Origin of the sequence: Rahnella aquatilis CIP 78.65 = ATCC 33071 (genome assembly GCF_000241955.1) — a bacterium.
Classification (GTDB): domain Bacteria; phylum Pseudomonadota; class Gammaproteobacteria; order Enterobacterales; family Enterobacteriaceae; genus Rahnella; species Rahnella aquatilis.
In genome coordinates, this window is the sequence record NC_016818.1 from 4,577,474 (window position 1) to 4,602,334 (window position 24,861).

The following is a 24,861-nucleotide window of genomic DNA, read 5'->3' on the forward strand; positions in this document are numbered from 1 at the left end:
ACAGGTTTGGCTCCTCCCCCTGCGAAGGGGGAGGTTGGGAGGGGGTTTGGCAAGCGACTGAGTTGTCTTTGATACCCCACCCCAGCCCTCCCCTTCGCAGGGGAGGGAGCAAAACTGGATTACTTCGTTGAAGCTTCGAAGCGACGGAGTAACAAATTCCCGCGCTGAACAGCGGTATCCAGTGCTTCTTTCGCCGTTTTCTTGCCGCTCCATACGCTTTCCAGTTCTTCATCCACGACGGTACGGATCTGAGGCATGTTGCCCAGACGCAGACCTTTGGTGAACGGCAATGGCGGTTTGTTCAGCATCTGGCGGGTGGCGACGTCAGAGCCCGGGTTCTTCTCATAGAAGCCTTGTTTTTTGGTCAGCTCATACGCGGCAGTCGTCACCGGCAGATAACCGGTTTTCTGATGCCATTCGGCTGCGATTTCCGGCGTGGTCAGGTATTGCAGGAATTCGGCAACGCCTTTGTAGGTGTCTTTGTCTTTGCCGTTCATCACCCACAGGCTGGCACCGCCGATGATGGCGTTTTGCGGCGCGCCTTTGATGTCTGCGTCGTAAGGCATCATGCCTACGCCATAGTTGAATTTGGAATACTGACGGATATCCGCCAGGGAGCCGGAAGATGCAGTGGTCATCGCGCAATCACCGTTGTAGAACTTAGCGGTAGATTCGTCTTTACGACCAAAATAGGTGAAATCACCCTTCTTGTTCATGTCTTGCAGCATCTGGATGTGTTTGATTTGTTCGGGTTTGTTGAATTCCAGAACCGCATCGCTGCCATCGAAACCGTTATTTTTGGTGGCGATCGGCAAACTATGCCAGGCGCTGAAGTTCTCGATCTGGATCCAACCCTGCCAGCCGCTGGCGTAGCCACATTTCATGCCGGCTTCACGTAATTTCGCGGTGTACACGGCCATGTCCTGCCAGGTTTTCGGTGGCTGATCCGGATTCAGACCGGCTTTTTTGAAAGCATCTTTGTTGTAATACAGCACCGGTGTGGAGCTGTTGAAAGGCTGCGACAGCAGGCGGCCTTTGGAATCGGAGTAATAGCCGGAAACAGTCGGCACGAACTGCGAAACGTCTTCTTTAATCCCTGCCTCGCTGAACACTTCGTAAACCGGTTTGATGGCTTTGCTGGCCATCATGGTCGCGGTGCCTACTTCGTAAACCTGCAAAATCGCAGGCGCATTACCCGTGCGGTACGCGGCGATACCGGCCGCCAGGCTTTCGTCGTATTTACCCTTATAGACCGGCACGATTTTGACATCAGGATGCGTCTGGTTAAAACGGTCAGCCAGCGAGTTCACTTCTTTGCCTAATTCGCCGTCCATTGAGTGCCAGAAAGGAATTTCTGTCACAGCGAATGCATTGGCGCTGACAGCCAGCGTCAGCGCGGTGCCGATGACCGTTTTTTTGAGGTTGATGAACATGCCTGTCTCCTGAATTCTGCTGGTGTGCTGCAAGTGCAGCCTGAAGTATGCCGGGTAGAGTCGGGAGGTAAAATGACATGGTTAAGTGACAGAAAAATAAACATTAAATGACAATGAAGTTACAACAGCGTTAAATGCAGATGACGGACAGATGGCAAAAAATAAGGCGCATCGGGTTAACGATGCGCCTCAGGGAAGACGAAAAAGAGGAATTACAGCGCGCGTTTCAGACGGGCAACGGCCTCATGCATTTGCTCTTCGGTCGCGGTGGCGAATGACAAACGGAAGGTCGAGTGATCCGGATTATCGGCATAGAAGAATTCACCCGGTACAAACACCACGCCCTGCTCAAGCGTCTTTTTCATCCACTCAGCGCAGTTACGCGGCTCGCGGAAGCGCGCCCACAGGAACATGCCGCCTTTCGGATATTCAAACGTCAGCACGTCACCCAGCTCGCGCTCCAGCAATCCGGCCATGATCTGACATTTGTTTTTATACGCCGCACGGATGGTTTCGATCTGTTTCGGCAGACGGCCCAGACCGAGATAATATTCCGCAATGGTCTGCGACAACGCGCTGGCATGCAGATCCGCCGCCTGTTTGATGATGGCGACTTTATGCAGCAACCAGTCAGGCATAATCACCCAGCCCAGACGCAGGCCCGGTGCCAGGATTTTGGAAAATGTCGAGGTATAGATGATGTTATCCGCGTGACCGAACAGTGCTTTCGACAGCTCAAACAGCGTCGGCTGGCGTTCGTCGGTGAAACGCAGTTCGCCGTACGGGTCATCTTCCACAATCAGGAATTCATACTGTGCTGCCAGTTTTACTAACTGTTCACGACGGGCACGGCTCAGGGTCACGCCGCTCGGGTTTCCGAAAGTTGGAACCAGATACACCCCTTTGATTTTCTGCGTTTTCAGCAGCTCCGCCAGCTCATCAACAATCATGCCATCGCCGTCAGAACCGACGGACAACAGCCTGGCTTCCGCCAGTTCCAGCGTCTGTAACGCCGCCAGATACGTCGGGCGTTCAACCACAAAAATATCATCCGGATTGACGACCGCACGCATCACCAGATCCAGCGCCTGCTGGGAGCCTGCGGTGACCACGATATCATCCGGGCTGGCGACCACGCCACGTTCCTGACAAAGCTCAGCAATACGCTCACGCAGCGTATAACTGCCTTCGGTCAGACCATACTGAAAAGCGTGTTCCGGCTGTTCAGTGATAGCCAGTTGCGTGGCTTCACGCAGGCCGTCGAAATCAAAAAGCGCCGAAGAAGGAATACCACCCGCCAGCGAAATAACGCCTTCCATCTTGCTGTGTTTCAGCAATTCCCGGATGGCCGAACTTTTAAGCCTGACCATACGGGCGGCGAGTAAACCTTCTGTGTTCATGACATGTTCCTGATGATGTGCAAAGTTATACGAATGTAAGCGATGTTAATTTATAGACAAAATAAAAACCGCAAAGCGCTTGCCGTGCGGTTTGTCAGATTTAACACAGTTTTTTAAAATCCGAAGCCAATTTAAGCGCCGAGATAGGCCGCACGCACGGCTTCGTTCGCCAGCAATGCCGCACCGGTATCTTCCAGCACCACGTGACCGTTTTCCAGAACGTAACCGCGATCGGCCAGTTTCAGCGCCTGATTGGCGTTTTGCTCGACCAGGAAGATGGTCATGCCCTCTTCGCGCAGTTGCTGGATGGTGTCGAAAATCTGCTGGATGATGATCGGCGCCAGACCCAGCGACGGTTCATCAAGCAGCAGCAAACGTGGCTGGCTCATCAGCGCACGGCCAATCGCCAGCATCTGTTGCTCACCGCCGGACATGGTGCCTGAACGCTGCACGCGACGCTCTTTCAGGCGCGGGAACAGCGTAAACACACGCTCCAGCCGTTCCTGATACTGATCGCGTGTGGCAAAAAAACCGCCCATCGCCAGATTTTCTTCCACCGTCATGCGTGAAAATACGCGGCGGCCTTCCGGCACAATCGCAATGTCGCCGCGCATGATTTTGGCGGTCTGCCACTGCGTGATGTCTTTTCCTTCGAAAATAATGGAGCCGTTCGTCGCACGCGGTTCGCCACATAAACTGCCGAGCAGCGTGGTTTTACCCGCGCCGTTCGCGCCGATCAGCGTGACGATTTCCCCTTTATTAATATTCAGACTGACTTCATGCAGCGCCTGAATTTTGCCGTAATGGGCGGATACCTGATTAAATGACAACATCTTGTTCTGTCCCTTAGACTTCGCCCATTAACCTTCGCCTAAATAGGCGCGGATCACGTCAGGATTATTACGAATTTCAGCCGGTGTGCCCTGCGCCAGCGGCGTTCCCTGATTCACCACATAGATACGGTCAGAAATGCCCATCACCAGTTTCATGTCGTGCTCAATCAGCAGCACCGACACGTTGTGCTGGTTACGCAATTCAGCGATCAGCTGGTTCAGCTCTTCGGTTTCTCGCGGGTTCAGGCCAGCAGCCGGTTCGTCGAGCATCAGGATTTCCGGACGCGTGACCATGCAGCGGACAATTTCCAGACGGCGTTGCTGACCGTAAGCCAGATTACCCGCCTGACGGTTTGCCAGTTCGAGCAGTCCGACACGTTCCAGCCAGTCGGCTGCGCGATCGAGCGCATCCGCTTCGGCACGACGAAAGCCCGGCGTTTTGAACAGGCCCGCCAGCACGCCGCTTTTCAGGTGCTGATGCTGTGCGACCAGCAGGTTTTCGATCACGGTCATCTCGCGGAACAGGCGCACGTGCTGGAAAGTACGCACCACGCCCATGCGGGCAATTTTCTGCCCCGGTAATCCTTCAAGATGCTGATCACGCAGTTTAATGGTGCCACCGCTCGGTTTGTAGAAACCGGTCAGACAGTTAAATACCGTGGTTTTACCGGCACCGTTCGGGCCGATCAGGGAAACAATTTCGCCCTGATTGAGGTTCAGCGCCACGTTGTTGACCGCCAGCAGGCCGCCAAAACGCATCATCAGCCCTTCAACCGCTAACAGAGGTTGCGTACTCATGCCTTTTCCCCCTGATCCGCGATTTGTTGCTTAGACAGCTTCAGTTTCAGTTGCGGTCGCTTCATCGGCAGCAAGCCTTGCGGACGCCAGATCATCATCAGCACCATTAACGCCCCGAGCAATAACATGCTGTATTCGTTGAGATCACGCATCAGCTCACGGGACACCACCAGCAGAATCGCCGCCAGAATCACCGCAAACTGCGAGCCCATCCCGCCGAGCACCACGATAGCCAGCACGAACGCGGATTCCGCAAAGGTGAAGGATTCCGGGCTGACAAAGCCCTGACGCGCCGCAAACAGCGTACCGGCAAAACCGGCAAACGCAGCGCTGATGGTGAATGCAGTCAGTTTAATACGGGTCGGGTTCAGGCCCAGTGAGCGGCAGGCAATCTCATCTTCACGCAGCGCTTCCCACGCGCGCCCCAGCGGCATACGCAGCAAACGGTTGATGATGAACAAAGTTGCGATCACCAGCAGCAGCGCCACCATGTACAGGAAGATGATGCGGTCGCCTGGGTCGTACGTCACATTAAAGAAGTTGCTGAAGGTATCCCAGCCGCCGTCGCGCGGCGTCCGGCTGAACTCCAGCCCGAAGAGCGTCGGTTTCGGGATCTGGCTGATGCCGTTCGGGCCGCCGGTCAGTTCGGTATTATTGAGCAGCAGGATACGGACGATTTCCCCAAAGCCCAGCGTGACGATCGCCAGATAATCTCCGCGCAATCGCAGAACCGGGAATCCAAGCAGGAAGCCAAAGGCTGCCGATACCAGACCGGCCAGCGGTAAGGCTTCCCAGAAACCAATGCCGTAGTAGTGATTGAGCAGCGCGTAAGTGTAAGCGCCGATGGCGTAAAAGCCGCCGTAGCCCAGTACCAGCAGACCGGACAACCCGACCACCACGTTCAGACCGAGACCCAGCATGATGTAGATGAGCGTCAGCGTGGCGATATCCACCGTGCCGCGCGAGACGATAAACGGCCAGGCGATAGCGGCGATGATCAGTACCAGCGCCAGCAATTTTTGTTTCGGCGTCGAACCATCAAAGCTGGGTAAAACCCAGCCCGGACCCGAGACTTTTTTCAGGCTGCTGCTGACCATCGGGCGGAACAACTGGAACACGAAGACGATCGCACAACCGATGGCAATCCACGTCCAGCGCACTTCACCGGCGCCGTTAACCACCAGTTTTGTGCCGTCGAGGCTCAGTTGCAATCCCATGATGAACGCCGCCAGCACCAGCAGGACGAAAGCGGAGACCAGCGCATTTAACAGATTCAGGCGCTTCATACTTTCTCAACCTCCGGACGGCCAAGAATACCGGTCGGCAGCACCAGCAACACCACGATCAGCAGCGCGAAGGAAACCACGTCTTTGTATTCGGTGCTCAGATACGCCGAGGTCAGCGCTTCGGCCACGCCTAAAATCAGGCCGCCGATCATCGCGCCCGGAATACTGCCAATCCCGCCCAAAACTGCGGCGGTGAAGGCTTTCATCCCGGCCATAAAGCCGATATACGGGTTGATTACGCCATAGAACTGGCCGAGCAGAACGCCTGCCACGGCCGCCATTAATGCGCCAATGACGAAGGTCAGCGAGATCACGCGGTCAGTGCTGATGCCCAGCAGGCTGGCCATTTTGAGATCTTCCGCGCAGGCACGACAGGCGCGGCCCATGCGGGAATAACGGATGAACAACGTCAGCGCCAGCATCGCGACAAACGTGACGACCCAGATAATCAACTGCATGGTGCTGATGGTCGCCGCAAAGCCGTTGGTTTCACCCAGTTTCCACTGGCCTGTCACCAGACTCGGTAAGGCGAGATCGCGTGAGCCCTGGGTGAGACTGACGTAGTTTTGCAGAAAAATTGACATCCCGATGGCAGAAATCAGTGCAATCAGACGTTTGGAGTTACGCACCGGCTTATATGCCACACGTTCAATACTCCAGCCGTACGCACTGGAAATCACAATCGCCGCGATGAAACCGGCACCGATCAGCAACCAGCTGGCGTCGATACCCATCATCATCAGGGCGGCGATAACGATAAAGGAGACATAACTGCCGATCATATACACCTCGCCGTGGGCGAAGTTGATCATGCCGATAATGCCGTAAACCATGGTGTAACCAATGGCAATCAGCGCATAAGTGCTGCCCAACGTGACACCGTTGAACATCTGCTGAATGAAATAGAGGAACTGCTCTGACATACCCTATCCTTATTAATCAAGGGTTTGAAGACTTGCATAGCTCCTCCCCCTGCGAAGGGGGAGGCCGGGAGGGGGTATTAATGGCAAAACTAAAGCTAAAGCACACTTCAAGTCTTTGATTCGCGATTAATACCCCGCCCCAACCCTCCCCTTCGCAGGGGAGGGAGCAGAACGGTGAATACCTCTCTCTTCGCAGCGAGAGGTGTTAAGACCATTATTTGATTGGGGTAGACGTGCCGTCTTTATGCCACTCGAAAATACCGAATTCGAATCCTTTCAGGTCACCTTTTGCATCCCAGCTCAGCGGGCCCATGACGGTATCCACTGACGCTGATTTCAGGTTTTTGGCGATATCAGCCGGTTCCATGCTGCCGCTGCGTTCCATACCGGTGGTCAGCGCCTGCAATGCGGCGTAAGTCGTCCAGACGAACGGACCGGTTGGATCCAGTTTCTTGGCTTTCAGCGCATCAACGATTGGCTGGTTAGCCGGCACCTGATCGTAACGTTTTGGCAGGGTCACCAGCATGCCTTCAGACGCATCACCGGCAATGTTAGACAGTGAGGAGTTGCCTACGCCTTCCGGGCCCATGAATTTGGCTGCCAGACCGGCTTGTTTTGACTGACGCAGGATCTGCCCCATTTCCGGGTAGTAGCCGCCGAAATACACAAAGTCGACGTTTTCTTTCTTCAGACGCGCCACCAGTGTGGAGAAGTCTTTGTCACCTGCGGTCACGCCTTCAAACAGCACCACGTTGCCGCCGCCTTTTTTCAGCGCATCCTGCACGGAACGGGCCAGGCCTTCGCCGTATTGCTGTTTGTCATGCACTACGGCAATACGTTTTGGTTTGATGGTGTCGAGGATGTATTTCGCGGCGGTCGGGCCCTGATCGGAATCCAGACCGGTGGTACGCATCACCATTTTATAACCACGGGTGGTCAGATCGGCGTTGGTGGCCGCCGGGGTGATCATCAGCACGCCTTCATCTTCGTAGATGTCAGAAGCAGGCTGAGTGGAAGAAGAACACAGGTGACCGATAACATAACGGATACCGTCGTTAATCACTTTGTTGGCAACGGCAACGGCTTGTTTCGGATCACAGGCATCGTCATATTCCACGCCAACCAGTTTGTCGCCCTTCACGCCACCTTTAGCGTTGATGTCAGCGATGGCTTGTTTTGCACCCGTAAATTCCATGTCACCGTACTGGGCGACCGGACCTGACATAGCACCGACAATGGCGACTTTGATGTCTTTTGCGAACGCCGCCTGACTCATTGCTAAGGCAATACACCCTGCCAGCCAGATCTTACCCTTTGTTACTTTCATCCGATTACCCCGTTCATGTGTGTGTTGTGGTTTGCTCTTTGTTGCCTGTTCAAAACATCATCACTTAGGAAATTTAGTATAAGTAATAACGAGTTACCGGCTTATTTCGTCTTATTTTCTAATAAGACTTTATAATTCATATCATTAAACAGGAATTTTCTTCTGCAAATCAAATGGCACAGTCAGAAATATGAGGTGTAAACAGAATTTTATTTGGATGGAAAATCGGTTCCGTTTCAGACAATCAGTCGTTAACGCTGGCATTATTGATTAAAGCCAACATTTATCGCTTATACCGGGATCTCTAAAAAAGTTTTCGCGCTGTTACTGTACAAAAAAAGTTACGCCCGATTTTCAGAAGGATCCGCTACACTGGCGTTCCTATTTTCTGACCTTCCGCATCATGAAATTAACTATCAAAAAACTGACGTCACTCAGCGCGCAGGACCTTATCTGCCTGGCAAAAATCTGGCCGGAGCAAACTGAAAGCGACTGGCAAGCCAGCCTGCAAAACAACCGTGCGCTGTTTGCGGCGGTGTTTAATGAACGTATTCTGGGTGCAGTGAAAATCACGCTCGACGGCAATCAGGGTGAACTGCATGACCTGCGGGTGCGGGAAGTGACCCGCCGTCGCGGAGTCGGACTATATCTGATAGAAGACTTGCAGGCACAACTGCCGCAGGTGAAGAGCTGGACGATGAAAGCGGATGATGACGCCGTCACCGCAGCATTTATGCAGACATGCGGTTTTACGCGTGAAGGCAATGTCTGGAAAAAATCCTGAGCACGGCGCGTGACCGCTGAATTTCAGGCATAAAAAAAGCGACCGCGGAGGTCGCTTTTTTCGTTGCTGCGCAGAATAGGATCAGGCTTCGATCGCCATACGCAATTTTTTCATCGCATTCTTTTCCAGCTGACGAACACGTTCTGCGGAAACACCGTATTTGTCGGCCAGTTCCTGCAGGGTCGATTTGTTATCATCGTCTAACCAGCGTGCGCGGATGATATCCTGGCTGCGTTCGTCCAGACCTTCCATTGCATAGGAAAGTTTATCGGTCGCGTCCTGATCCCAGTTATCTTCTTCGATGGTTTCTGCAAAGTCGGAACTTTTATCTTGCAGATACAACATCGGTGCCATCGCTGCGCCGTCGCGTGGTTCATCATCCGGCGTCGGATCAAACGTCATGTCCTGTGCGGCCATGCGTGATTCCATTTCCAGCACATCTTTGCTGGTCACACCCAGTTCGCGGGCGACGTGCTCGACTTCGTCGTGGCTGAACCAGCCCAGACGCTGTTTGTTTTTACGCAGGTTGAAGAACAGCTTACGCTGCGCTTTGGTGGTAGCGACTTTCACGATGCGCCAGTTACGCAGCACATATTCGTGAATTTCTGCTTTGATCCAATGCACGGCAAAGGATACCAGACGCACACCGACTTCCGGATTAAAGCGACGTACCGCTTTCATCAGGCCGATGTTCCCTTCCTGGATAAGGTCTGCCTGTGGCAAACCGTAGCCTGAATAGTTGCGGGCAATGTGAGCAACAAAGCGCAGGTGAGACAGGATCAGCTCTTTCGCTGCTTCCAGGTCACCGTTGTAATGCAGCCGTTCAGCCAGCGCCCGTTCTTCCTCTGCGGTAAGCATAGGATAGGCATTGGCTGCCCGAACATAGGCTTCCAGGCTACCTTGGGGTACTAATGCTAAAGTGCGCATTTCTTTGGTCATTAAAGCCTCTCAAGTATGACGTAATGCAGGTTTTATACCACGTTGCTGCGGGATGATACCGCGACATTGTTGCTGGCCTTAAAGGCGACAACAAAGCAACGCCGAGCCCTTCATATTCGCTGCTCTACGACCACGAATTTTACATAAAGTTCACGGAAAGATTCAACAGTCTGAAGACTCTAAGTGACAGACTGACTATTGGATAGTGAATTTGTGCCATTGCGGGGAAAGCAGGAAAAGGATGTGGCCGACTGGCCGGAAACAACTTCCCCCTGAGGCACAATTACTGAGCAGCAGGGGGACATTATAGCAAATTCTGACTACTGTGGTGTAAATCGCCGTAAATGTTGAACCGTTGCCAGCCAGGCGGCAATCCAGCCAATCATTGCGGATACGATCAGCAACAACAGGCTTTCGTCCCAGCCCAGACCGTGCAGGTCAAAGGTGGTACCGAAGACTTGCGCGACCTGCGTCACCACGCTCTCAAGCCGCAACACCAGCACTTCCGAGAGGATGAGTGATAACAATGCACCGGTGAAACCGAGCATTGCGCCACCGTTGAGGAACGGCCGCAAGATGAAGCCATCGGTCGCACCGATAAGCTTCATGACGTTGATGGTGTCGCGTCGGCTGAAGATACTCAGTCGCACACTGTTACCAATGACCAGGAAGACGGCGATCACCATCAGAATGCCTATCATCGCCGCAATCTGCCCCACCAGACCGGTCAGCGCCGCAAGACGGGCAAACCAGCTGTCATCCATACGCACTTCATCCACGCCATGCACAGCCGCCACCCGGTCACGCAAGGTGTTAAGTGTCGCGGAATCCTGGAAATTCATTTTAGGGGTGATGATCGCCACCGCCGGCAACGGGTTTTGCTCCAGCATATCCATTGCGCCGCCAAAGCCTGACCAGTTGCGGAATTCACCCATCGCTTCTTCGCGGGACAGATAATTAACCTTATCGACGCCCGCTTCGGTTTTCAGGGTTTTCACCACGTTTTCCGCCGCGTCGTCATTCAGTGCTTTGTCGAGATAAACGGTAAGCTGTGGCGTCGGATACCACTGTTCAGCCGCCGTACTGACGTTTTTCCACACCAGATAACAGATGCTCGGCAGCGTCAGAGAAATCGCAATGACCATCACCGTGAGCAGCGTCGCCAGCGGCTGGCGCAGCATGTCAGCCAGCGCATTCATCCACGCATAGCGCCACTGTTCGCGCCATCCGCCCTGCAACGCCTTACTTTTCGCGGCACGGGCACTTTTGGCGGTTTTCGCCGGGTTCGGACTGTTCGCCATTAGTACACCCCTCCCGACATACGCCCCTGACTCAGCGTCAGCGTGCGGTAATTACGACGGGCAATCAGACCCACGTCATGCGTCGCCATCAGAACGGTGACGCCGACACGGTTAAATTCTTCGAATAAACGCAAAATCCCTTCCGACAATTCGCCGTCAAGGTTACCGGTCGGTTCATCCGCCAGCAGCACCGCAGGCTTGTTCACCACTGCGCGGGCAATACCCACACGCTGTTGTTCACCGCCGGAAAGCTGGATCGGCAGGTTCCTGGCTTTATCCAGTAATCCCACTTTATCCAGCGCAGCCGACACGCGGCGGCGAATATCTTCACTGCTGGCACCGGATATGATCAGCGGCATTGCCACGTTGTCATAGACGGTACGATCCATCAGCAGATGGTGATCCTGAAAGATCATGCCGATCTGTCGACGCAGGAACGGCACTTCACTGGATTTCAGGCGGCTGATATCATGACCGCCAAACAAAATGTGTCCGGCACTCGGGCGCTCAATGCCGCAAATCAGCTTCAGCAGGGTACTTTTACCCGCGCCAGAGTGTCCGGTCAGAAATGCCATTTCTGCTTGCTGGATGTGAAAGTTGACGCCCTGAAGCGCCTGTCGTCCGCCCAGATAAGCTTTACTGACCTGTTCAAAGCGAATCATCCGTATTAATCCTCTCGGGCAAAAAGTGCCTCAATAAAATCGTCTGCCTTAAAAGGCCTTAAATCTTCAATACCTTCACCGACACCAATGTAGCGGATCGGAATGCTGAACTGATCAGCGATGGCAAAGATCACGCCGCCTTTCGCGGTGCCATCCAGTTTAGTCAGCGTTATCCCGGTCAGCCCGACGGCTTCGTTGAATAATTTGGCCTGACTGACCGCATTCTGGCCGGTGCTGGCGTCGAGCGTCAGCATAACTTCATGCGGTGCATCTTCGTCGAGCTTCTTCATCACGCGGACGATTTTCTTCAGCTCTTCCATCAGGTGCGCTTTGTTTTGCAGACGGCCTGCGGTATCGGCGATCAGCACGTCGATATTACGGGCTTTCGCCGCCTGAATGGCATCGAAGATAACGGACGCGGAATCGGCACCGGTATGCTGCGCGATCACCGGGATTTTGTTGCGTTGCCCCCAGACCTGCAACTGTTCAACGGCTGCGGCGCGGAAAGTATCCCCTGCCGCCAGCATCACAGATTTACCCTGGGCTTCAAACTGACGCGCCATTTTACCGATGGTGGTGGTTTTACCGACGCCATTGACGCCCACCATCAGAATGACATACGGGGTTTTCCCGCTGACATCCAGTGGCTCGTCAACTTTCGACAGTATTTCGGACATTTCTTCCTTCAGCTTGCCGTACAGCGCATCGGCGTCTTTCAGTTGCTTACGTGAGGCATGTTCAGTCAGTGAAGTGATAATTTTGCGGGTAGTTTCAACGCCAACGTCGGCGATCAACAACTGTTCTTCCAGCTCTTCGAAGAGATCGTCGTCGATTTTCTTACCACGGAACAGGCCAACAAAACCGGAGCCCAGATTCTGCTTCGTTTTGACCAGGCTGCGTTTCAGGCGGGCAAAGAAACCTTCTTTCGTCGGGCGTTCCTGCTCGGTTTCACCGGCAGGCAGGACGACGAGAGGATCGAGTGCGACAGGCAGCGGCTCATCTTCAGCCACGGAATCATCAACAGAATCAATAGTATCCTGACGCTGGTCTTCGGCAATTTCTTCCGCAGATTCAACAAACTCGTCTTCAACGATGTCTTCTTCAACAATCTCAGACTGCGCGGCCACCTGTTCGGTGATATGAACAATGTCTTCTGCCAGTTCGACGGCGGCCTGCTCGCGGACCGGTTCGGCCTGCGGCTCAGGCTCTGTCAGCGGCTCCGGCTCAATTTCAGGTTCTGGTTCGATTTGCGGCGCGGGCTCGACTTGTGGTTCAGGTTCGACTTCCGGCGCCGGTGTCGGTTCTGACTGTACCTCAGGTTCAACCACAGGCTCACGTTCAACCGGGACACCGGGGGCTTCCGTCAGTTGTTCTTCGACCACCGGCTGCTCGTCGCGTGTCTCTTCTTTCTGCTGCTCTTCTTCCTGACGGCCACGACCGAACCAGGAGAAGAAACCGCGTTTTTTATCTTTTGCCATTTTACAACTTCACTCCTCGCCGTTAATGACTGGCGAACGGATTATTAATAGGGTTATGGTCAGGCAGTCTATCACTTTCCCCATCAGGCAACACGCCCGTGTATTGAATTCCGCTGGTTTTTCAATCGACAATGTTAAACATTTGCCCATTGCCCGCACACCGGTAGAATAGCCCTCCAAACGATAGGTAACGAAGCCTGACGGCTTCGGATGACACAAGCGAACTATGGCAAAGAAACCCAACACGCCCGCCGCAGGCCAGATCCGAATTATTGGCGGACAATGGCGCGGACGCAAACTTCCGGTTCCACACAGCCCGGGGCTGCGCCCGACCACCGATCGCGTACGTGAAACGCTGTTCAACTGGCTGGCGCCGGTTTTACAGGGCGCACATTGTCTGGACTGTTTTGCAGGCAGCGGCGCACTCGGTCTGGAAGCCTTGTCCCGCTATGCGGCCAGCGCGACACTGCTTGAGTTTGAGCGTCCGGTTGCGCAACAGTTAGAGAAAAACCTGGCGCTGCTAAACGCCGGTGATGCGAAAGTATTTAACGTCAATGCCCTGAACTGGCTGGCAAAAGCCGGAAGTGCCTTTGACGTAGTTTTCCTCGATCCGCCTTTCCGTAAAGGCATTCTGCAAGACACGCTGAACCTGCTGGAGCAAAACCAGTGGCTGGCTGACGAAGCCTGGATTTATGTCGAAACAGAAGCCGAGCACAACACTCTCGATGTGCCTGCCAGCTGGCGGTTACACCGTGAGAAAGTCGCCGGACAAGTTGCCTATCGCCTCTACCATCGCGATGTGATGCCTGAAAGCGGCTCACCAGAACAGGAGCAGTAAGATGTTGATCAATATTGGTCGGTTGTTGATGTTATGTATTTGGGGATTTCTGGCGTTTAACCTGATCCACCCGTTCCCGAAACCGATCAAATACTTTTTAGACGTGGCGATTGTATTCATGTTCTTTATGCACGGCCTGCAGGTGATGCTGCTTAAAGCCACACAGGGCAAGGAAAAGGACACCATCGGCCCGTGGCTGCAAACCCGCATCTTCCTGTTCGGCGTATTCGAACTGATGGCGTGGCAGAAAAAACAGCCGCCGCTGCCGTCCAAAAAGTAATCCCCGCTTTTACGGCGCGCCCTGCGCCGTAAATTCATCCCTATCCTAAACCAACGTTCATCAGACCCGCCGTTACGGGGATTTCTGATTGTCGCCGCTATGCTCTCTCTCCTACACTGAAAGCAAGTCCGGGAAAACAGGATGTGTTTTCCTGAAGGCAGACCCTGACATCGGTTTTATGTTCTGTTCTGAAATATAAAAGGATAAACAATGAGTTGGCCATTCCTCGCTGTATTCTTCTCCGGCTGGTTATTCGTTGACGCCAGCTATCGCGGCCCGCGCTGGCAGCGCTGGGTCTTTAAACCCGTCACACTATTATTGCTACTTTTACTGGCCTGGCAGGCACCGACACTCAACGTTTACAGCTATCTGATCTTACTGGGTCTGGCGGCGACGCTGGTGGCTGACAGCCTGTTACTGCTGCCTGAAGAACGCTTTATGTACGCTATCGGCGCTTTTTTCCTGTCGCATCTGTTGTATACGCTGAGTTTCGCCAGTCAGATGACCATTACCTTCTTCTGGCCGCTGCCGCTGACGTTGCTGATCATCGGGGCGATACTTCTCGCGGTGATCTGGACCCGGCTGGCGGAACTGCGATGGCCGGTAACGACTTACATCGCCATGACCCTGCTGATGGTCTGGCTGGCGGGCGAACAGTATTTCGCACGCAGTACCGACATGGCGTTTTCGTTATTCTGCGGCGCGGCGCTGTTACTGCTGGGCAATATCTTCTGGCTGCTCAGCCGTTACCGCTTTACTTTCCGCGCCGCCGACGCGCTGGTTGCCGCCTGTTATTTCGGCGGGCACTTCCTGATCGTCAGATCGTTATACCTGTAACCTCCCTCAGCGGAACCGTTCTGGTTCCGCTGATAAAATACTTGTTGACCTTAGAGCTAACTCCAACGTTTACACTGGGGGTAATTCCACTCGGTGTTGAACCGGAGGCTTTATGATCCCACTGCAAAAAAACAACGGCTGTAACTGCGGATGTCAGGGCAAACGTGCGCCTGCACTGCGCATCAACAAAATTGGCGCTATTGCGCAGCCCGGCACACATCCGGCGGGCTGCTGTAGCGAAAAAGCCACGCTGGCGGTTTCCGCCTGCGCCAGCACAGACAGTTGCTGTGCGCCAAAAACAGGTGAGCACTCACACACATCGGACAACGGCAACGCCGAAGGCTCGCCGGGCGAAGACGAACCCGTCTCACCGCTTTCCGGCAGTCAGCAATACAGCTGGAAAGTACAAGGTATGGACTGCCCTGCCTGTGCCCGAAAAATTGAAAAGGCCGTTTCCGGCATTGATGGCATCAGCCACGCTAAAGTGCTGTTCGCGACTGAAAAGCTGGTGATTGATGCGGGTTTTGACATCACCCAAAACGTGCAAAATGCCGTTACCGCCGCAGGTTTTACCCTGCAATCGCTCGACAAACCGCAGGAAAAACCCGCCGCCGAACCTTCCCGTTTGCAGGAAGCGCTTCCGCTGATTGCCCTGTCGGCGCTGATGCTGCTGAGCTGGGTGCTCGATCATTTCAACCCGCAAATGGGTAAAATCGCGTTTATCGCCACGACACTGGTCGGACTGTGGCCGGTACTGCGCCAGGCGATTCGCCAGACCCGCGCCGGTTCGCCATTCGCCATCGAAACGTTGATGAGTATCGCCGCCATCGGCGCACTGTTTATCGGAGCCACAGCCGAGGCCGCCATGGTTCTGCTGCTGTTTATGGTGGGCGAACGCCTCGAGGCTTTTGCATCCAGCCGGGCACGCAGCGGGGTAAAAGCGCTGATGGCGCTGATCCCGGATGCCGCTATCCGCATTGTGAATGGCAAACCTGAAACCGTGCAGGTCAGCAGTTTGCGCCCCGGCGATATCATTGAAATCGCGGCAGGTGCACGACTGCCTGCCGACGCCGTTTTACAAAGCGCCGCCAGTTTCGACGAAAGCGCGCTGACCGGCGAATCAGTACCGGTGGATCATCTGCCCGGTGAAAAAGTGCCAGCGGGCAGCCTGTGCGTTGACCGGCTGGCGCGTCTCGAAGTGGCTTCCGCACCGGGCAACAGCGCCATTGACCGCATCCTGCAACTGATTGAAGAAGCCGATGAACGCCGTGCGCCGATCGAGCGTTTCCTCGATACTTTCAGCCGCTATTACACGCCGGTCATTATGCTGATGTCGTTGCTGGTGATTGTCATTCCCCCGCTGGCGATGGGACTTTCGTGGGAAACCTGGATTTACCGCGGGCTGACGCTGTTGCTGATTGGCTGCCCGTGCGCACTGGTGATTTCCACACCCGCCGCGATTACGTCCGGGCTGGCAGCGGCCACGCGTCAGGGCGCATTAATCAAAGGCGGCGCAGCGCTTGAACAACTGGCGCTGATTCAAACTGTGGCGCTGGATAAAACCGGGACGCTGACCGAAGGCAAACCTGAAGTCACCGACATTTTACCGCTGAACGGCGCCAGCGAAGGCGAAGTATTAAGTCTGGCATCTGCGGTGGAAGAAGGTTCGCATCACCCGCTGGCACAGGCGATTTTGGCCCGTGCAAAAGCCAGTAATCCGCTACCGCTCACGGCGCAGGATCGCCGTGCACTGGCCGGTTCCGGCGTAGAAGGTGTGGTGTCAGGCCGTAAAATTCAGGTGCTGGCACCGAAAAGTGTGGCTCAAAACAGCCTGACAACTGAAACCCTTGGGCAAATTACTGACTGGGAATCCAGCGGAAAAACCGTGGTGGTGGTGTTGCAGGATGAAAATGCGATCGGGCTGATTGCCATGCAGGATCGCCTGCGGGATGACGCAGCGGAAGCGTTGCAGAAACTTAAAGCGCTCGGCGTATCCGCGGTGATGCTGACCGGTGACAATCCACGCGCAGCGAAAACCATCGCTGACCGGCTGGGCATTGATTTCCGCGCGGGCTTACTGCCTGCGGATAAAGTCACGGCGGTCACCGCGCTGAATGCGCAGAAACCGGTGGCCATGGTCGGTGACGGCATTAACGATGCGCCTGCCATGAAAGCCGCGACTATCGGTATTGCGATGGGAAGCGGAACGGATGTCGCGCTGGAAACAGCGGATGCGGCACTGACGCATAACCGCCTGAACGGCCTGGCGCAGATGATCAGTCTTTCGCGTGCCACGCGGGCGAATATCCGTCAGAACATCACGATTGCGCTGGGGCTGAAAGCCATTTTTCTGGTCACCACGCTGATGGGGCTGACCGGATTGTGGCTGGCGGTGCTGGCGGATTCCGGCGCAACGGCGCTGGTGACCGCTAATGCGCTGAGGCTGTTGCGCAATAAATCGAAATAAATACTGCGGGCTGAGCCATCAGCCCTGTTTTTCCACCAGACCTTTGCAGATCAAATAACGATACGGCTGATTTTCGGTATCCGACGCTAACAGCGTATGTTCCATAAAACGGCAGAAACCGGGAATATCGCGGGTCGTTGCCGGATCATCAGCGATAATCAACAGCGTTTCGCCGTCGTTCATGGTGCGAACCGCTTTGCGAACCATCATCACAGGTTCCGGGCAGCGCAAACCCAGCGCATCAAGCTGATGGTCAGGATGAATAAAGGGATCGGTCATTTCGTTTCTCAACATCTTCGGGCGCGCTTTTCAAAATTTTTGTGCGCGGTTGACTGGCCTAGACGAATAGTTTAACCCGCTGGTTTTCTGGCGCAACACACACGGCTCTTTGCGCTAAAATTAACCGTTGGATCTGTTGCGCAAACGGTGCGCAAACAGGTACTATGCGCGCCGCAAACAGCTAACGCCCCTGCGGTTTCAAGAACGCAGGGTATTTATTTGGGTTCCCTCACCCCAATCAACTAAAAAGGTCACATGTATGTACTCTTTTACTGCTCAGCAGCGGTTTTCCGCGCTGATATGGCTTTCGCTATTCCACATCGCCATCATCACCTCCAGTAACTATCTGGTTCAGTTGCCCGTTTCCATCTTTGGTTTTCATACCACCTGGGGCGCGTTCACTTTCCCGTTTATTTTCCTGGCCACCGATCTGACCGTCCGTATCTTTGGCGCACCGCTCGCACGACGGATCATTTTGTCCGTGATGGTGCCTGCGCTGGCCATTTCCTATGCCATCTCGGCGTTATTCTTTGAAGCGCAATGGCAGGGCGTGGAAGCGCTCAACAGCCTGAATATCATGGTCGCCCGTATCGCCACCGCCAGTTTTATGGCCTATGTGCTGGGGCAAATTCTCGACGTTCACGTGTTTAACCGCCTGCGCCAGAACCGCCGCTGGTGGATAGCTCCGGTCGCCTCGATGTTCCTCGGCAATATCAGCGATACGCTGTCCTTCTTTTTTATCGCTTTCTACAAAAGCAGCGATGCCTTTATGGCACAGCACTGGGTGGAAATCGCGATGGTGGATTACACGTTCAAGGTGCTGATCTGTCTGGTGTTCTTCCTGCCAATGTACGGCATGCTGCTCAATATGTTGCTTAAGCGTTTATCAGCACAAGGGACCAGCCCGCATTCCGCCATCAGCGCGCATTAAAACCGGTCACGGGTAAGACACAAATCGCGCCATAATCTGACTTGCATTTGTGGCGTGAATAGGTTGCCATAAAGGCTGTTAAGTCAACATGTAAGCCTGATGAACAGGCCACTTAAGGAAGCCCGATGCGTAATATCGCGAAAATGATGGGAATGGCAGTGCTGATCGCCGGTCTGGCTGCGTGTGACGGTAAGTCGACCGATGCACCAGCCGCAGATAAAGGCGCGCCAGCGGCCGCAGCGACGGCAACCACCGCGCCGGTCAGCCTGCTGGACGGTAAGGTCACCTTCTCCCTGCCGCAGGGAATGAGCGACCAGAGCGGTAAACTGGGTACTCAGGCAAATAATATGCACGTGTATGCCGACAGCACCGGCCAGAAAGCGGTGATTGTCATTTTGGGCGATAACACCCCGGAATCACTGGACGTTCTGGCAGGTCGTTTACAGGATCAGCAAAAAGCGCGCGATACTAATCTGCAAGTCGTCACCAATAAATCTATTCAGGTAAACGGCCAGACATTGCAGCAGTACGACAGCGTGATCACTTCTGCCGGTCAGAAAGCCTATTCGTCTATCGTTTTGGCCAAGGTCGACAGCCATCTGCTGACCCTGCAAATTACTCTACCTGCTGATAATCAGCAGCAGGCGCAGACTGATGCAGAAGCCATTATCAGCACACTGAAAATTCAATAAATTCAGATCGTGTGAAAATATCAGGCGGAGCTCAGGCTCCGCTTTTTTTTGTCTTATGCCATTACTCAACCTTACCATTCCGCCTCATTTATAAGGTGAAAACATATCGTTATATTATTTACAATGAAGTACAGTGGTATATAACAGAGAGTAACTGATAGTATTATTATATATTTTAACCAGCACATATCATAAAATGGAATAATTAACTTAAGGAATAAGTTATGTACCATAGTGATTTTATTATTAATACGTTGGCGAATGATGAAATACTTGCAAAAAAGTTGGATGCAGCGGTTACCGGAGTTAAGGAGCAGATTCTCGATCAATCTCACAGAATTCAGGATGGCGCAACAAGGCTAGTGTATTACACTTCATGTTTTACGGAGAATTATCAAGATGTCTGCGCAAAGCTGAAACGAGAGGATATTCGATTCCTTGAGTCTTTACAGCAGTTAATTAAAGACAGAAGGATCATATCTGACATGATACAGATTTATGTCGAATCACTTATTAAAAATAGAAACCAAAGCCAACTACACTATATCCAACGCACCTTAATGAAAGCAAGCGTAAATATATCAACGAGTTCTCTGACGACACAATCATTTGCATTAGGCATAACGATGTCCATTTGCCTTGGATTCAATATTCATACCAGCTTCAGCCAGAAAATTGGGAAGGTGTCCGCACTTGCCGCTGCCGGAATAGGCTTTTACGGATACGTACAGGAAGCTGCAGAGAGTGCGGAACGTTTGCAGGTTCTGAATCCTGCATATTACTACGCGTTATATATGCGAAAATTAGAAATGATGTATTTTTTAGTTGAGCCTCTTTTTATGAAAGCTCACTCCTTTAGCACGAATCTTACATCAGATGATGAAGTCGCCAAAACAATAATTGATATGGTAAAGTGAACATCATGATTAATTTTTTAAAGCGATGGTTTAAACATCAACTGCATTATTTTTTCTGGACTTACATTCCATTAATTATAACTGTGTTCTTCGGTGTATTTATGGCGAGTTTTTTTCCTGATATCGCGATACAGTCAATTGGGGTGTTTTTCCTGCTGATGCTAGTTTTCGTTTTTTTATTCTCGAGGTAAACTTCATACGCTCGGATTATATAAGGGTATAAAATATTTCAACCCCAATTCATATTTAACCCACCTGTTTTTTCGGGCATTCTGTGAAGGACACATACTGCAATCCGTCACAATAAAAATGTATCACATATTGGGTGAGTCTTTTGATATGTCACGAACCTGCCAGGCGAAGCTCAGGCTCCGCTTTTTTTGTTTCTTATTGTCACCCTCGCTCACAAAATCGCCTTCCTCTGTAATAAAAATGTAACATTTCCGTCATAAATCACAGTTCGTTTGTGCGCGAATGGCTAAAATGATGTTCGTTTTGGAACACCCTGGCTCCGCCATTTCGTCTGTGGCTCATGATGAGTCCGCCCTGATTTATGCCATCGGAGGCATTTATGCTCAGTATCTTTAAACCCGCGCCCCACAAAGCCCCAGTTGATGAGGCTCACGTTGATCCGCTTTACCGCCGGCTGCGCTGGCAAATCTTCATGGGGATTTTCTTCGGTTATGCGGCCTACTATCTGGTGCGCAAAAACTTCGCACTGGCCATGCCTTACCTGATCGATCAGGGTTTCTCCCGTGGCGATTTGGGGTTCGCGCTGTCCGGGATTTCCATTGCCTACGGCATCTCAAAATTCATCATGGGGTCTGTGTCTGACCGCTCGAATCCGCGTGTCTTTCTGCCCGCCGGTTTGATTCTGGCTGCTGCCGTGATGTTGTTTATGGGCTTCGTGCCGTGGGCAACGTCCAGCATTGCCATCATGTTTGTATTGCTGTTTCTGTGCGGATGGTTCCAGGGAATGGGCTGGCCGCCGTGCGGACGCACTATGGTGCACTGGTGGTCGCAGAAAGAACGCGGCGGCGTGGTGTCGGTGTGGAACTGCGCGCATAACGTCGGCGGCGGTATTCCTCCGCTGCTGTTCCTGCTCGGCATGGCATGGTTTAACGACTGGCATGCGGCGCTGTATATGCCTGCTTTCGGCGCTATCCTGCTGGCGGTGTTTGCCTTCATGACCATGCGCGATACGCCGCAGTCCTGCGGTCTGCCGCCAATTGAAGAATACAAAAACGATTATCCGCCGGACTATGTAAAAGAGTCTGCCGAGCAGGAACTGACGGCGAAACAGATTTTTATGCAGTACATTTTGCCGAACAAATTGTTGTGGTACATCGCACTGGCTAACGTTTTTGTCTATCTGCTGCGTTACGGCATTCTCGACTGGTCGCCGACGTATCTGAAGGAAGTGAAGCACTTTGCTCTGGATAAATCTTCCTGGACGTATTTCCTTTATGAATACGCAGGCATTCCGGGCACATTGCTGTGCGGCTGGATGTCGGACAAAGTCTTCAAAGGTAATCGCGGCGCAACCGGCGTGTTCTTTATGGTGCTGGTCACCATCGCGACCGTGGTGTACTGGCTCAATCCGGTTGGCAATCCGGGCATTGATATGGCCTGTATGATCACCATCGGCTTCCTGATTTACGGGCCGGTAATGTTGATTGGTTTACATGCGCTGGAACTGGCACCGAAGAAAGCGGCCGGCACCGCCGCAGGTTTTACCGGACTGTTTGGATATCTTGGCGGTTCGGTCGCGGCCAGCGCCATTGTGGGTTATACCGTCGATTACTTTGGCTGGGACGGCGGCTTTATCGTGATGATCGCTGGTTGCGTACTGGCTGTTCTGTTGCTGCTACTGACGATGCTGAGTGAGAACAAACACAAAGCGCAACTGGCGAAAAATGCCTGATTTGTGTTTTATCTTCGTCGAAAAGGCACAGAAATGTGCCTTTTTGTTTTTACGCAACGTCCGGGAGGATGCGCCTGCCCGCTTCATCAAACAGTAAAATACTGGCGGCATTAAACCCGAACCTGAGCGGCGTGTTTTTAGCAAAAGAGAGCTGCTTCGACGACTTCATTTTCAGGATATGTTCGCCAACGCGCGCGTAGACCAGCGTGGAATCACCCTGCAACTCAGTGAAATCCACCAACACACCGAAGGCATGATCCGTCACTTCATTGAGGCGCAACAGCTCAGGGCGGATCGCCAGCGATACCGTTTGTCCATCCTGCACCGACGGGTATTTATCTCCCAGCGGGAACATCGGCTGCCCGTCAATACATAACTGGCGGTCTTCTACCCGCGCCGGGATCACATTGATTTTCGGCGTACCGATAAAACCGGCGACAAACAGACTGGCGGGGCAATTATAGAGCTCAACCGGCGTGCCGATTTGCTCAATGTGACCTTTGTTAAGCACCACAATCCGGTCCGCCAGCGTCATGGCCTCGACCTGATCGTGGGTCACGTAAATCATGGTGTTTTTCAGGCGGGCATGAAGCTGACTGATTTCCTGTCGCATCTGCACACGCAGCGCGGCATCGAGATTCGACAATGGTTCATCAAACAAAAACACTTTCGGCTGCTGAACAATGGAACGCCCGATGGCAACGCGCTGACGTTGCCCGCCGGAAAGGTTTTGCGGCAAGCGGTCAAGCATGTCCTCCAGCCGCAAAATCAGGGCGGCTTCGCTTATGCGTCGGGCGATTTCTTGCGGCGGCGTGCGGATATTCTTCAGACCAAATGCCAGGTTCTGCCTGACGGTCATGTGCGGATAAAGCGCGTAGGACTGAAATACCATCGACAGACCGCGCTTTCCGGCGGGCAAATCCGTCACATCCGTATCTTCAATATGGATAGTTCCGTCGCTCAGCGCATCCAGCCCGGCAATCATGCGCAATAACGTTGATTTCCCGCAGCCTGACGGACCGACCAGCACCAGAAACTCACCGGAATGGATCTCCAGAGACAAATCGGGGATCACGGCCGTTTTGTCATAGTATTTTTTGATATTTTTTAGCGTTAAACCTGACATGACGTTGTCCTTTGAAAAAAAGATGAGCGGTTACGCCCCGGCAAGGGCGAGCAGTTTTCCGGTGATTTCAGCTAACAGCGCGGTGGATTGTCGGGTTTCGATGTTGAGACGCAGGAGCGGCTCGGTATTGGAAGCGCGTAAATTAAACCGCCAGTTATCGAATTCCATACTCAGCCCGTCAGTCTGGCGGATACTTAGCGCCTGATGCTGGTAATGGTCGCGGACACGGTTGATGGCCTCAGCGGGCTGACTGACAGAGAGATTGATTTCGCCGGATACCGGGAAAAGGGCTTTACGGGCAGCAATCAGCCCGGACATTTTCTGGCTGCACTGGCTGAGATGTTGTAGCACCAGTAACGCCGGGATCATCCCGCTGTCGCAGTAGCCGAAATCCCGGAAGTAGTGATGGGCACTCATTTCACCGCCGTAAATCGCGTTTTCACTGCGCATTCTTTCTTTGATGAAGGCATGGCCGGTTTTGGTTTCGATGGCAATGCCGTGGCTGGCACTGACAATGTCGCGGGTGTTCCAGATCAGACGCGGGTCATGAAGGATTTTTTCGCCGGGGGAGCGTTGCAAAAACAGTTCCGCCAGCAATCCGACAATGTAATAGGCCTCCACGTATTCGCCCTGCTCATCAAAGATAAAGCAGCGGTCAAAATCACCATCCCAGGCAATACCCAAATCCGCCTGATGTTCACGTACCGCATTGCTCGTCGCCAGCCGGTTTTCCGGCAACATCGGGTTGGGAATACCGTGGGGAAAAGTGCCATCCGGCTCATGATGAATTTTTATCAGCGTCAGGGGAATGCCGCGTGCCAGAAAGGCGTGTTCCAGCGCATCCAGCGTAGGGCCAGCCGCACCGTTTCCTGCGTTAACCACCACCCGCAGCGGTCGTCCGAACGGCAACGTTAAATAGCTAAGCAGATGCTCCAGATAAGCGCTGCGGTTTGAAAACTGCTGATACAAACCGGGCTGCGCCACCGCCGTGAATATATTATTTTCAGCCAGTTGCTGAATATCCTTTAACCCGCTGTCGCTGCTGACCGGCCTCGCCTCCCTGCCCACGATTTTCATACCGTTATAGTTGTCCGGGTTATGACTGGCGGTAATCTGGATCCCGCCGTCGGCCTGCAAGGAACGGGTGGCAAAATACACCTCTTCGCTGCCGGTCATACCGATATCAATCACCCCGCAGCCCTGATCCATAAGTCCACGCGCGACGGCGTACTTCAGGGCAGAAGACGTCCGGCGAATATCACTGCCCAGCACGACCCGCTGCGGGTGGTAAAATTGCGCAAACGCGGCTCCGATACGATAAGCAATATCGTCATTAAGTTCAGTTCCCAGCACACCACGAATATCATAAGCTTTAAAACAATTTAATAAGGCCATATTTCATCCTG

At 53.2% G+C, this 24,861-nt stretch carries 23 protein-coding genes; 9 read left to right on the forward strand and 14 right to left on the reverse strand.

Annotated elements, in window-relative coordinates; genetic code table 11:
* Window positions 1-119: 119 nt before the first annotated feature.
* The 7 genes from ugpB to RAHAQ2_RS20740 form a co-directional block, all read right to left on the reverse strand.
* Entirely contained in the window at window positions 120-1,433 is a 1,314-nt protein-coding gene (gene ugpB / locus RAHAQ2_RS20710; protein WP_015699080.1) for a sn-glycerol-3-phosphate ABC transporter substrate-binding protein UgpB, read from the reverse strand.
* 212 nt (window positions 1,434-1,645) lie between these two features.
* Window positions 1,646-2,833: an aminotransferase-like domain-containing protein gene (locus RAHAQ2_RS20715; protein ID WP_015699081.1), complete on the reverse strand. Its 1,188-nt coding sequence runs from the start codon at window positions 2,831-2,833 to the stop codon at window positions 1,646-1,648.
* Between the two features lie 131 nt (window positions 2,834-2,964).
* Window positions 2,965-3,666, reverse strand: a complete 702-nt coding sequence (gene livF / locus RAHAQ2_RS20720) for a high-affinity branched-chain amino acid ABC transporter ATP-binding protein LivF (protein ID WP_015699082.1) — start codon at window positions 3,664-3,666, stop codon at window positions 2,965-2,967.
* Between the two features lie 27 nt (window positions 3,667-3,693).
* On the reverse strand, window positions 3,694-4,464 hold the full coding sequence (livG, locus tag RAHAQ2_RS20725; RefSeq protein ID WP_013577465.1) for a high-affinity branched-chain amino acid ABC transporter ATP-binding protein LivG: 771 nt from the start codon (window positions 4,462-4,464) through the stop codon (window positions 3,694-3,696).
* Complete coding sequence (locus tag RAHAQ2_RS20730; protein ID WP_015699083.1) at window positions 4,461-5,750, reverse strand: high-affinity branched-chain amino acid ABC transporter permease LivM; 1,290 nt, start codon at window positions 5,748-5,750, stop codon at window positions 4,461-4,463. Before RAHAQ2_RS20730 ends, livG begins: the two co-directional genes overlap by 4 nt.
* Window positions 5,747-6,673, reverse strand: a complete 927-nt coding sequence (livH, locus tag RAHAQ2_RS20735) for a high-affinity branched-chain amino acid ABC transporter permease LivH (RefSeq protein ID WP_013577467.1) — start codon at window positions 6,671-6,673, stop codon at window positions 5,747-5,749. Before livH ends, RAHAQ2_RS20730 begins: the two co-directional genes overlap by 4 nt.
* Window positions 6,674-6,887: 214 nt before the next feature.
* Window positions 6,888-8,000, reverse strand: a complete 1,113-nt coding sequence (locus RAHAQ2_RS20740) for a branched-chain amino acid ABC transporter substrate-binding protein (RefSeq protein ID WP_015699084.1) — start codon at window positions 7,998-8,000, stop codon at window positions 6,888-6,890.
* Between the two features lie 403 nt (window positions 8,001-8,403).
* On the opposite strand from RAHAQ2_RS20740, the gene panM reads away from it, so the two are divergent.
* Window positions 8,404-8,784, forward strand: coding sequence for an aspartate 1-decarboxylase autocleavage activator PanM (panM, locus tag RAHAQ2_RS20745; RefSeq protein WP_015699085.1), 381 nt, complete (start codon window positions 8,404-8,406; stop codon window positions 8,782-8,784).
* 81 nt (window positions 8,785-8,865) lie between these two features.
* Here panM and rpoH read toward each other — a convergent pair whose 3' ends face one another.
* From rpoH to ftsY, 4 genes are all read right to left on the reverse strand, one after another.
* Entirely contained in the window at window positions 8,866-9,723 is an 858-nt protein-coding gene (gene rpoH, locus RAHAQ2_RS20750) for an RNA polymerase sigma factor RpoH (protein ID WP_015699086.1), read from the reverse strand.
* Window positions 9,724-10,043: 320 nt separating this feature from the next.
* The gene (gene ftsX, locus RAHAQ2_RS20755; RefSeq protein ID WP_015699087.1) at window positions 10,044-11,024 is read right to left on the reverse strand and encodes a permease-like cell division protein FtsX; all 981 of its coding nucleotides are present in this window, start codon (window positions 11,022-11,024) and stop codon (window positions 10,044-10,046) included.
* Window positions 11,024-11,686 (reverse strand): cell division ATP-binding protein FtsE, encoded by a 663-nt coding sequence (gene ftsE / locus RAHAQ2_RS20760; RefSeq protein ID WP_015699088.1) that lies wholly within the window; start codon window positions 11,684-11,686, stop codon window positions 11,024-11,026. Before ftsE ends, ftsX begins: the two co-directional genes overlap by 1 nt.
* A 5-nt stretch (window positions 11,687-11,691) precedes the next feature.
* Complete coding sequence (ftsY, locus tag RAHAQ2_RS20765) at window positions 11,692-13,164, reverse strand: signal recognition particle-docking protein FtsY (protein ID WP_015699089.1); 1,473 nt, start codon at window positions 13,162-13,164, stop codon at window positions 11,692-11,694.
* 226 nt (window positions 13,165-13,390) lie between these two features.
* Here ftsY and rsmD point away from each other — a divergent pair, with 226 nt between their 5' ends.
* The 4 genes from rsmD to RAHAQ2_RS20785 all read left to right on the forward strand — a co-directional run bounded on the left by rsmD (window position 13,391) and on the right by RAHAQ2_RS20785 (window position 17,586).
* Window positions 13,391-14,002, forward strand: coding sequence for a 16S rRNA (guanine(966)-N(2))-methyltransferase (gene rsmD / locus RAHAQ2_RS20770; protein WP_015699090.1), 612 nt, complete (start codon window positions 13,391-13,393; stop codon window positions 14,000-14,002).
* Window position 14,003: 1 nt separating this feature from the next.
* Entirely contained in the window at window positions 14,004-14,282 is a 279-nt protein-coding gene (locus RAHAQ2_RS20775; RefSeq protein WP_015699091.1) for a DUF1145 family protein, read from the forward strand.
* Window positions 14,283-14,492: 210 nt separating this feature from the next.
* Entirely contained in the window at window positions 14,493-15,119 is a 627-nt protein-coding gene (locus tag RAHAQ2_RS20780; protein ID WP_013577476.1) for a lysoplasmalogenase, read from the forward strand.
* 112 nt (window positions 15,120-15,231) lie between these two features.
* The gene (locus tag RAHAQ2_RS20785) at window positions 15,232-17,586 is read left to right on the forward strand and encodes a zinc/cadmium/mercury/lead-transporting ATPase (RefSeq protein WP_015699092.1); all 2,355 of its coding nucleotides are present in this window, start codon (window positions 15,232-15,234) and stop codon (window positions 17,584-17,586) included.
* An 18-nt stretch (window positions 17,587-17,604) separates the two neighbouring features.
* Here RAHAQ2_RS20785 and tusA read toward each other — a convergent pair whose 3' ends face one another.
* A complete protein-coding gene (gene tusA, locus RAHAQ2_RS20790) occupies window positions 17,605-17,865 on the reverse strand; it encodes a sulfurtransferase TusA (RefSeq protein ID WP_015699093.1) in 261 nt (86 codons plus the stop codon).
* Between the two features lie 259 nt (window positions 17,866-18,124).
* On the opposite strand from tusA, the gene RAHAQ2_RS20795 reads away from it, so the two are divergent.
* The 4 genes from RAHAQ2_RS20795 to glpT all read left to right on the forward strand — a co-directional run bounded on the left by RAHAQ2_RS20795 (window position 18,125) and on the right by glpT (window position 22,329).
* Entirely contained in the window at window positions 18,125-18,796 is a 672-nt protein-coding gene (locus tag RAHAQ2_RS20795; protein ID WP_015699094.1) for a 7-cyano-7-deazaguanine/7-aminomethyl-7-deazaguanine transporter, read from the forward strand.
* A 125-nt stretch (window positions 18,797-18,921) separates the two neighbouring features.
* Entirely contained in the window at window positions 18,922-19,488 is a 567-nt protein-coding gene (locus tag RAHAQ2_RS20800) for a DcrB family lipoprotein (protein WP_015699095.1), read from the forward strand.
* A gap of 224 nt (window positions 19,489-19,712) precedes the next feature.
* Window positions 19,713-20,405 (forward strand): hypothetical protein, encoded by a 693-nt coding sequence (locus RAHAQ2_RS20805; protein ID WP_015699096.1) that lies wholly within the window; start codon window positions 19,713-19,715, stop codon window positions 20,403-20,405.
* A 571-nt stretch (window positions 20,406-20,976) separates the two neighbouring features.
* The gene (gene glpT, locus RAHAQ2_RS20810) at window positions 20,977-22,329 is read left to right on the forward strand and encodes a glycerol-3-phosphate transporter (protein WP_015699097.1); all 1,353 of its coding nucleotides are present in this window, start codon (window positions 20,977-20,979) and stop codon (window positions 22,327-22,329) included.
* Between the two features lie 49 nt (window positions 22,330-22,378).
* On the opposite strand, the gene RAHAQ2_RS20815 is transcribed toward glpT, so the two are convergent.
* Window positions 22,379-23,455, reverse strand: a complete 1,077-nt coding sequence (locus tag RAHAQ2_RS20815) for an ABC transporter ATP-binding protein (RefSeq protein WP_015699098.1) — start codon at window positions 23,453-23,455, stop codon at window positions 22,379-22,381.
* 30 nt (window positions 23,456-23,485) lie between these two features.
* Window positions 23,486-24,850, reverse strand: a complete 1,365-nt coding sequence (locus tag RAHAQ2_RS20820) for a phosphohexomutase domain-containing protein (protein WP_015699099.1) — start codon at window positions 24,848-24,850, stop codon at window positions 23,486-23,488.
* Window positions 24,851-24,861: the final 11 nt, after the last annotated feature.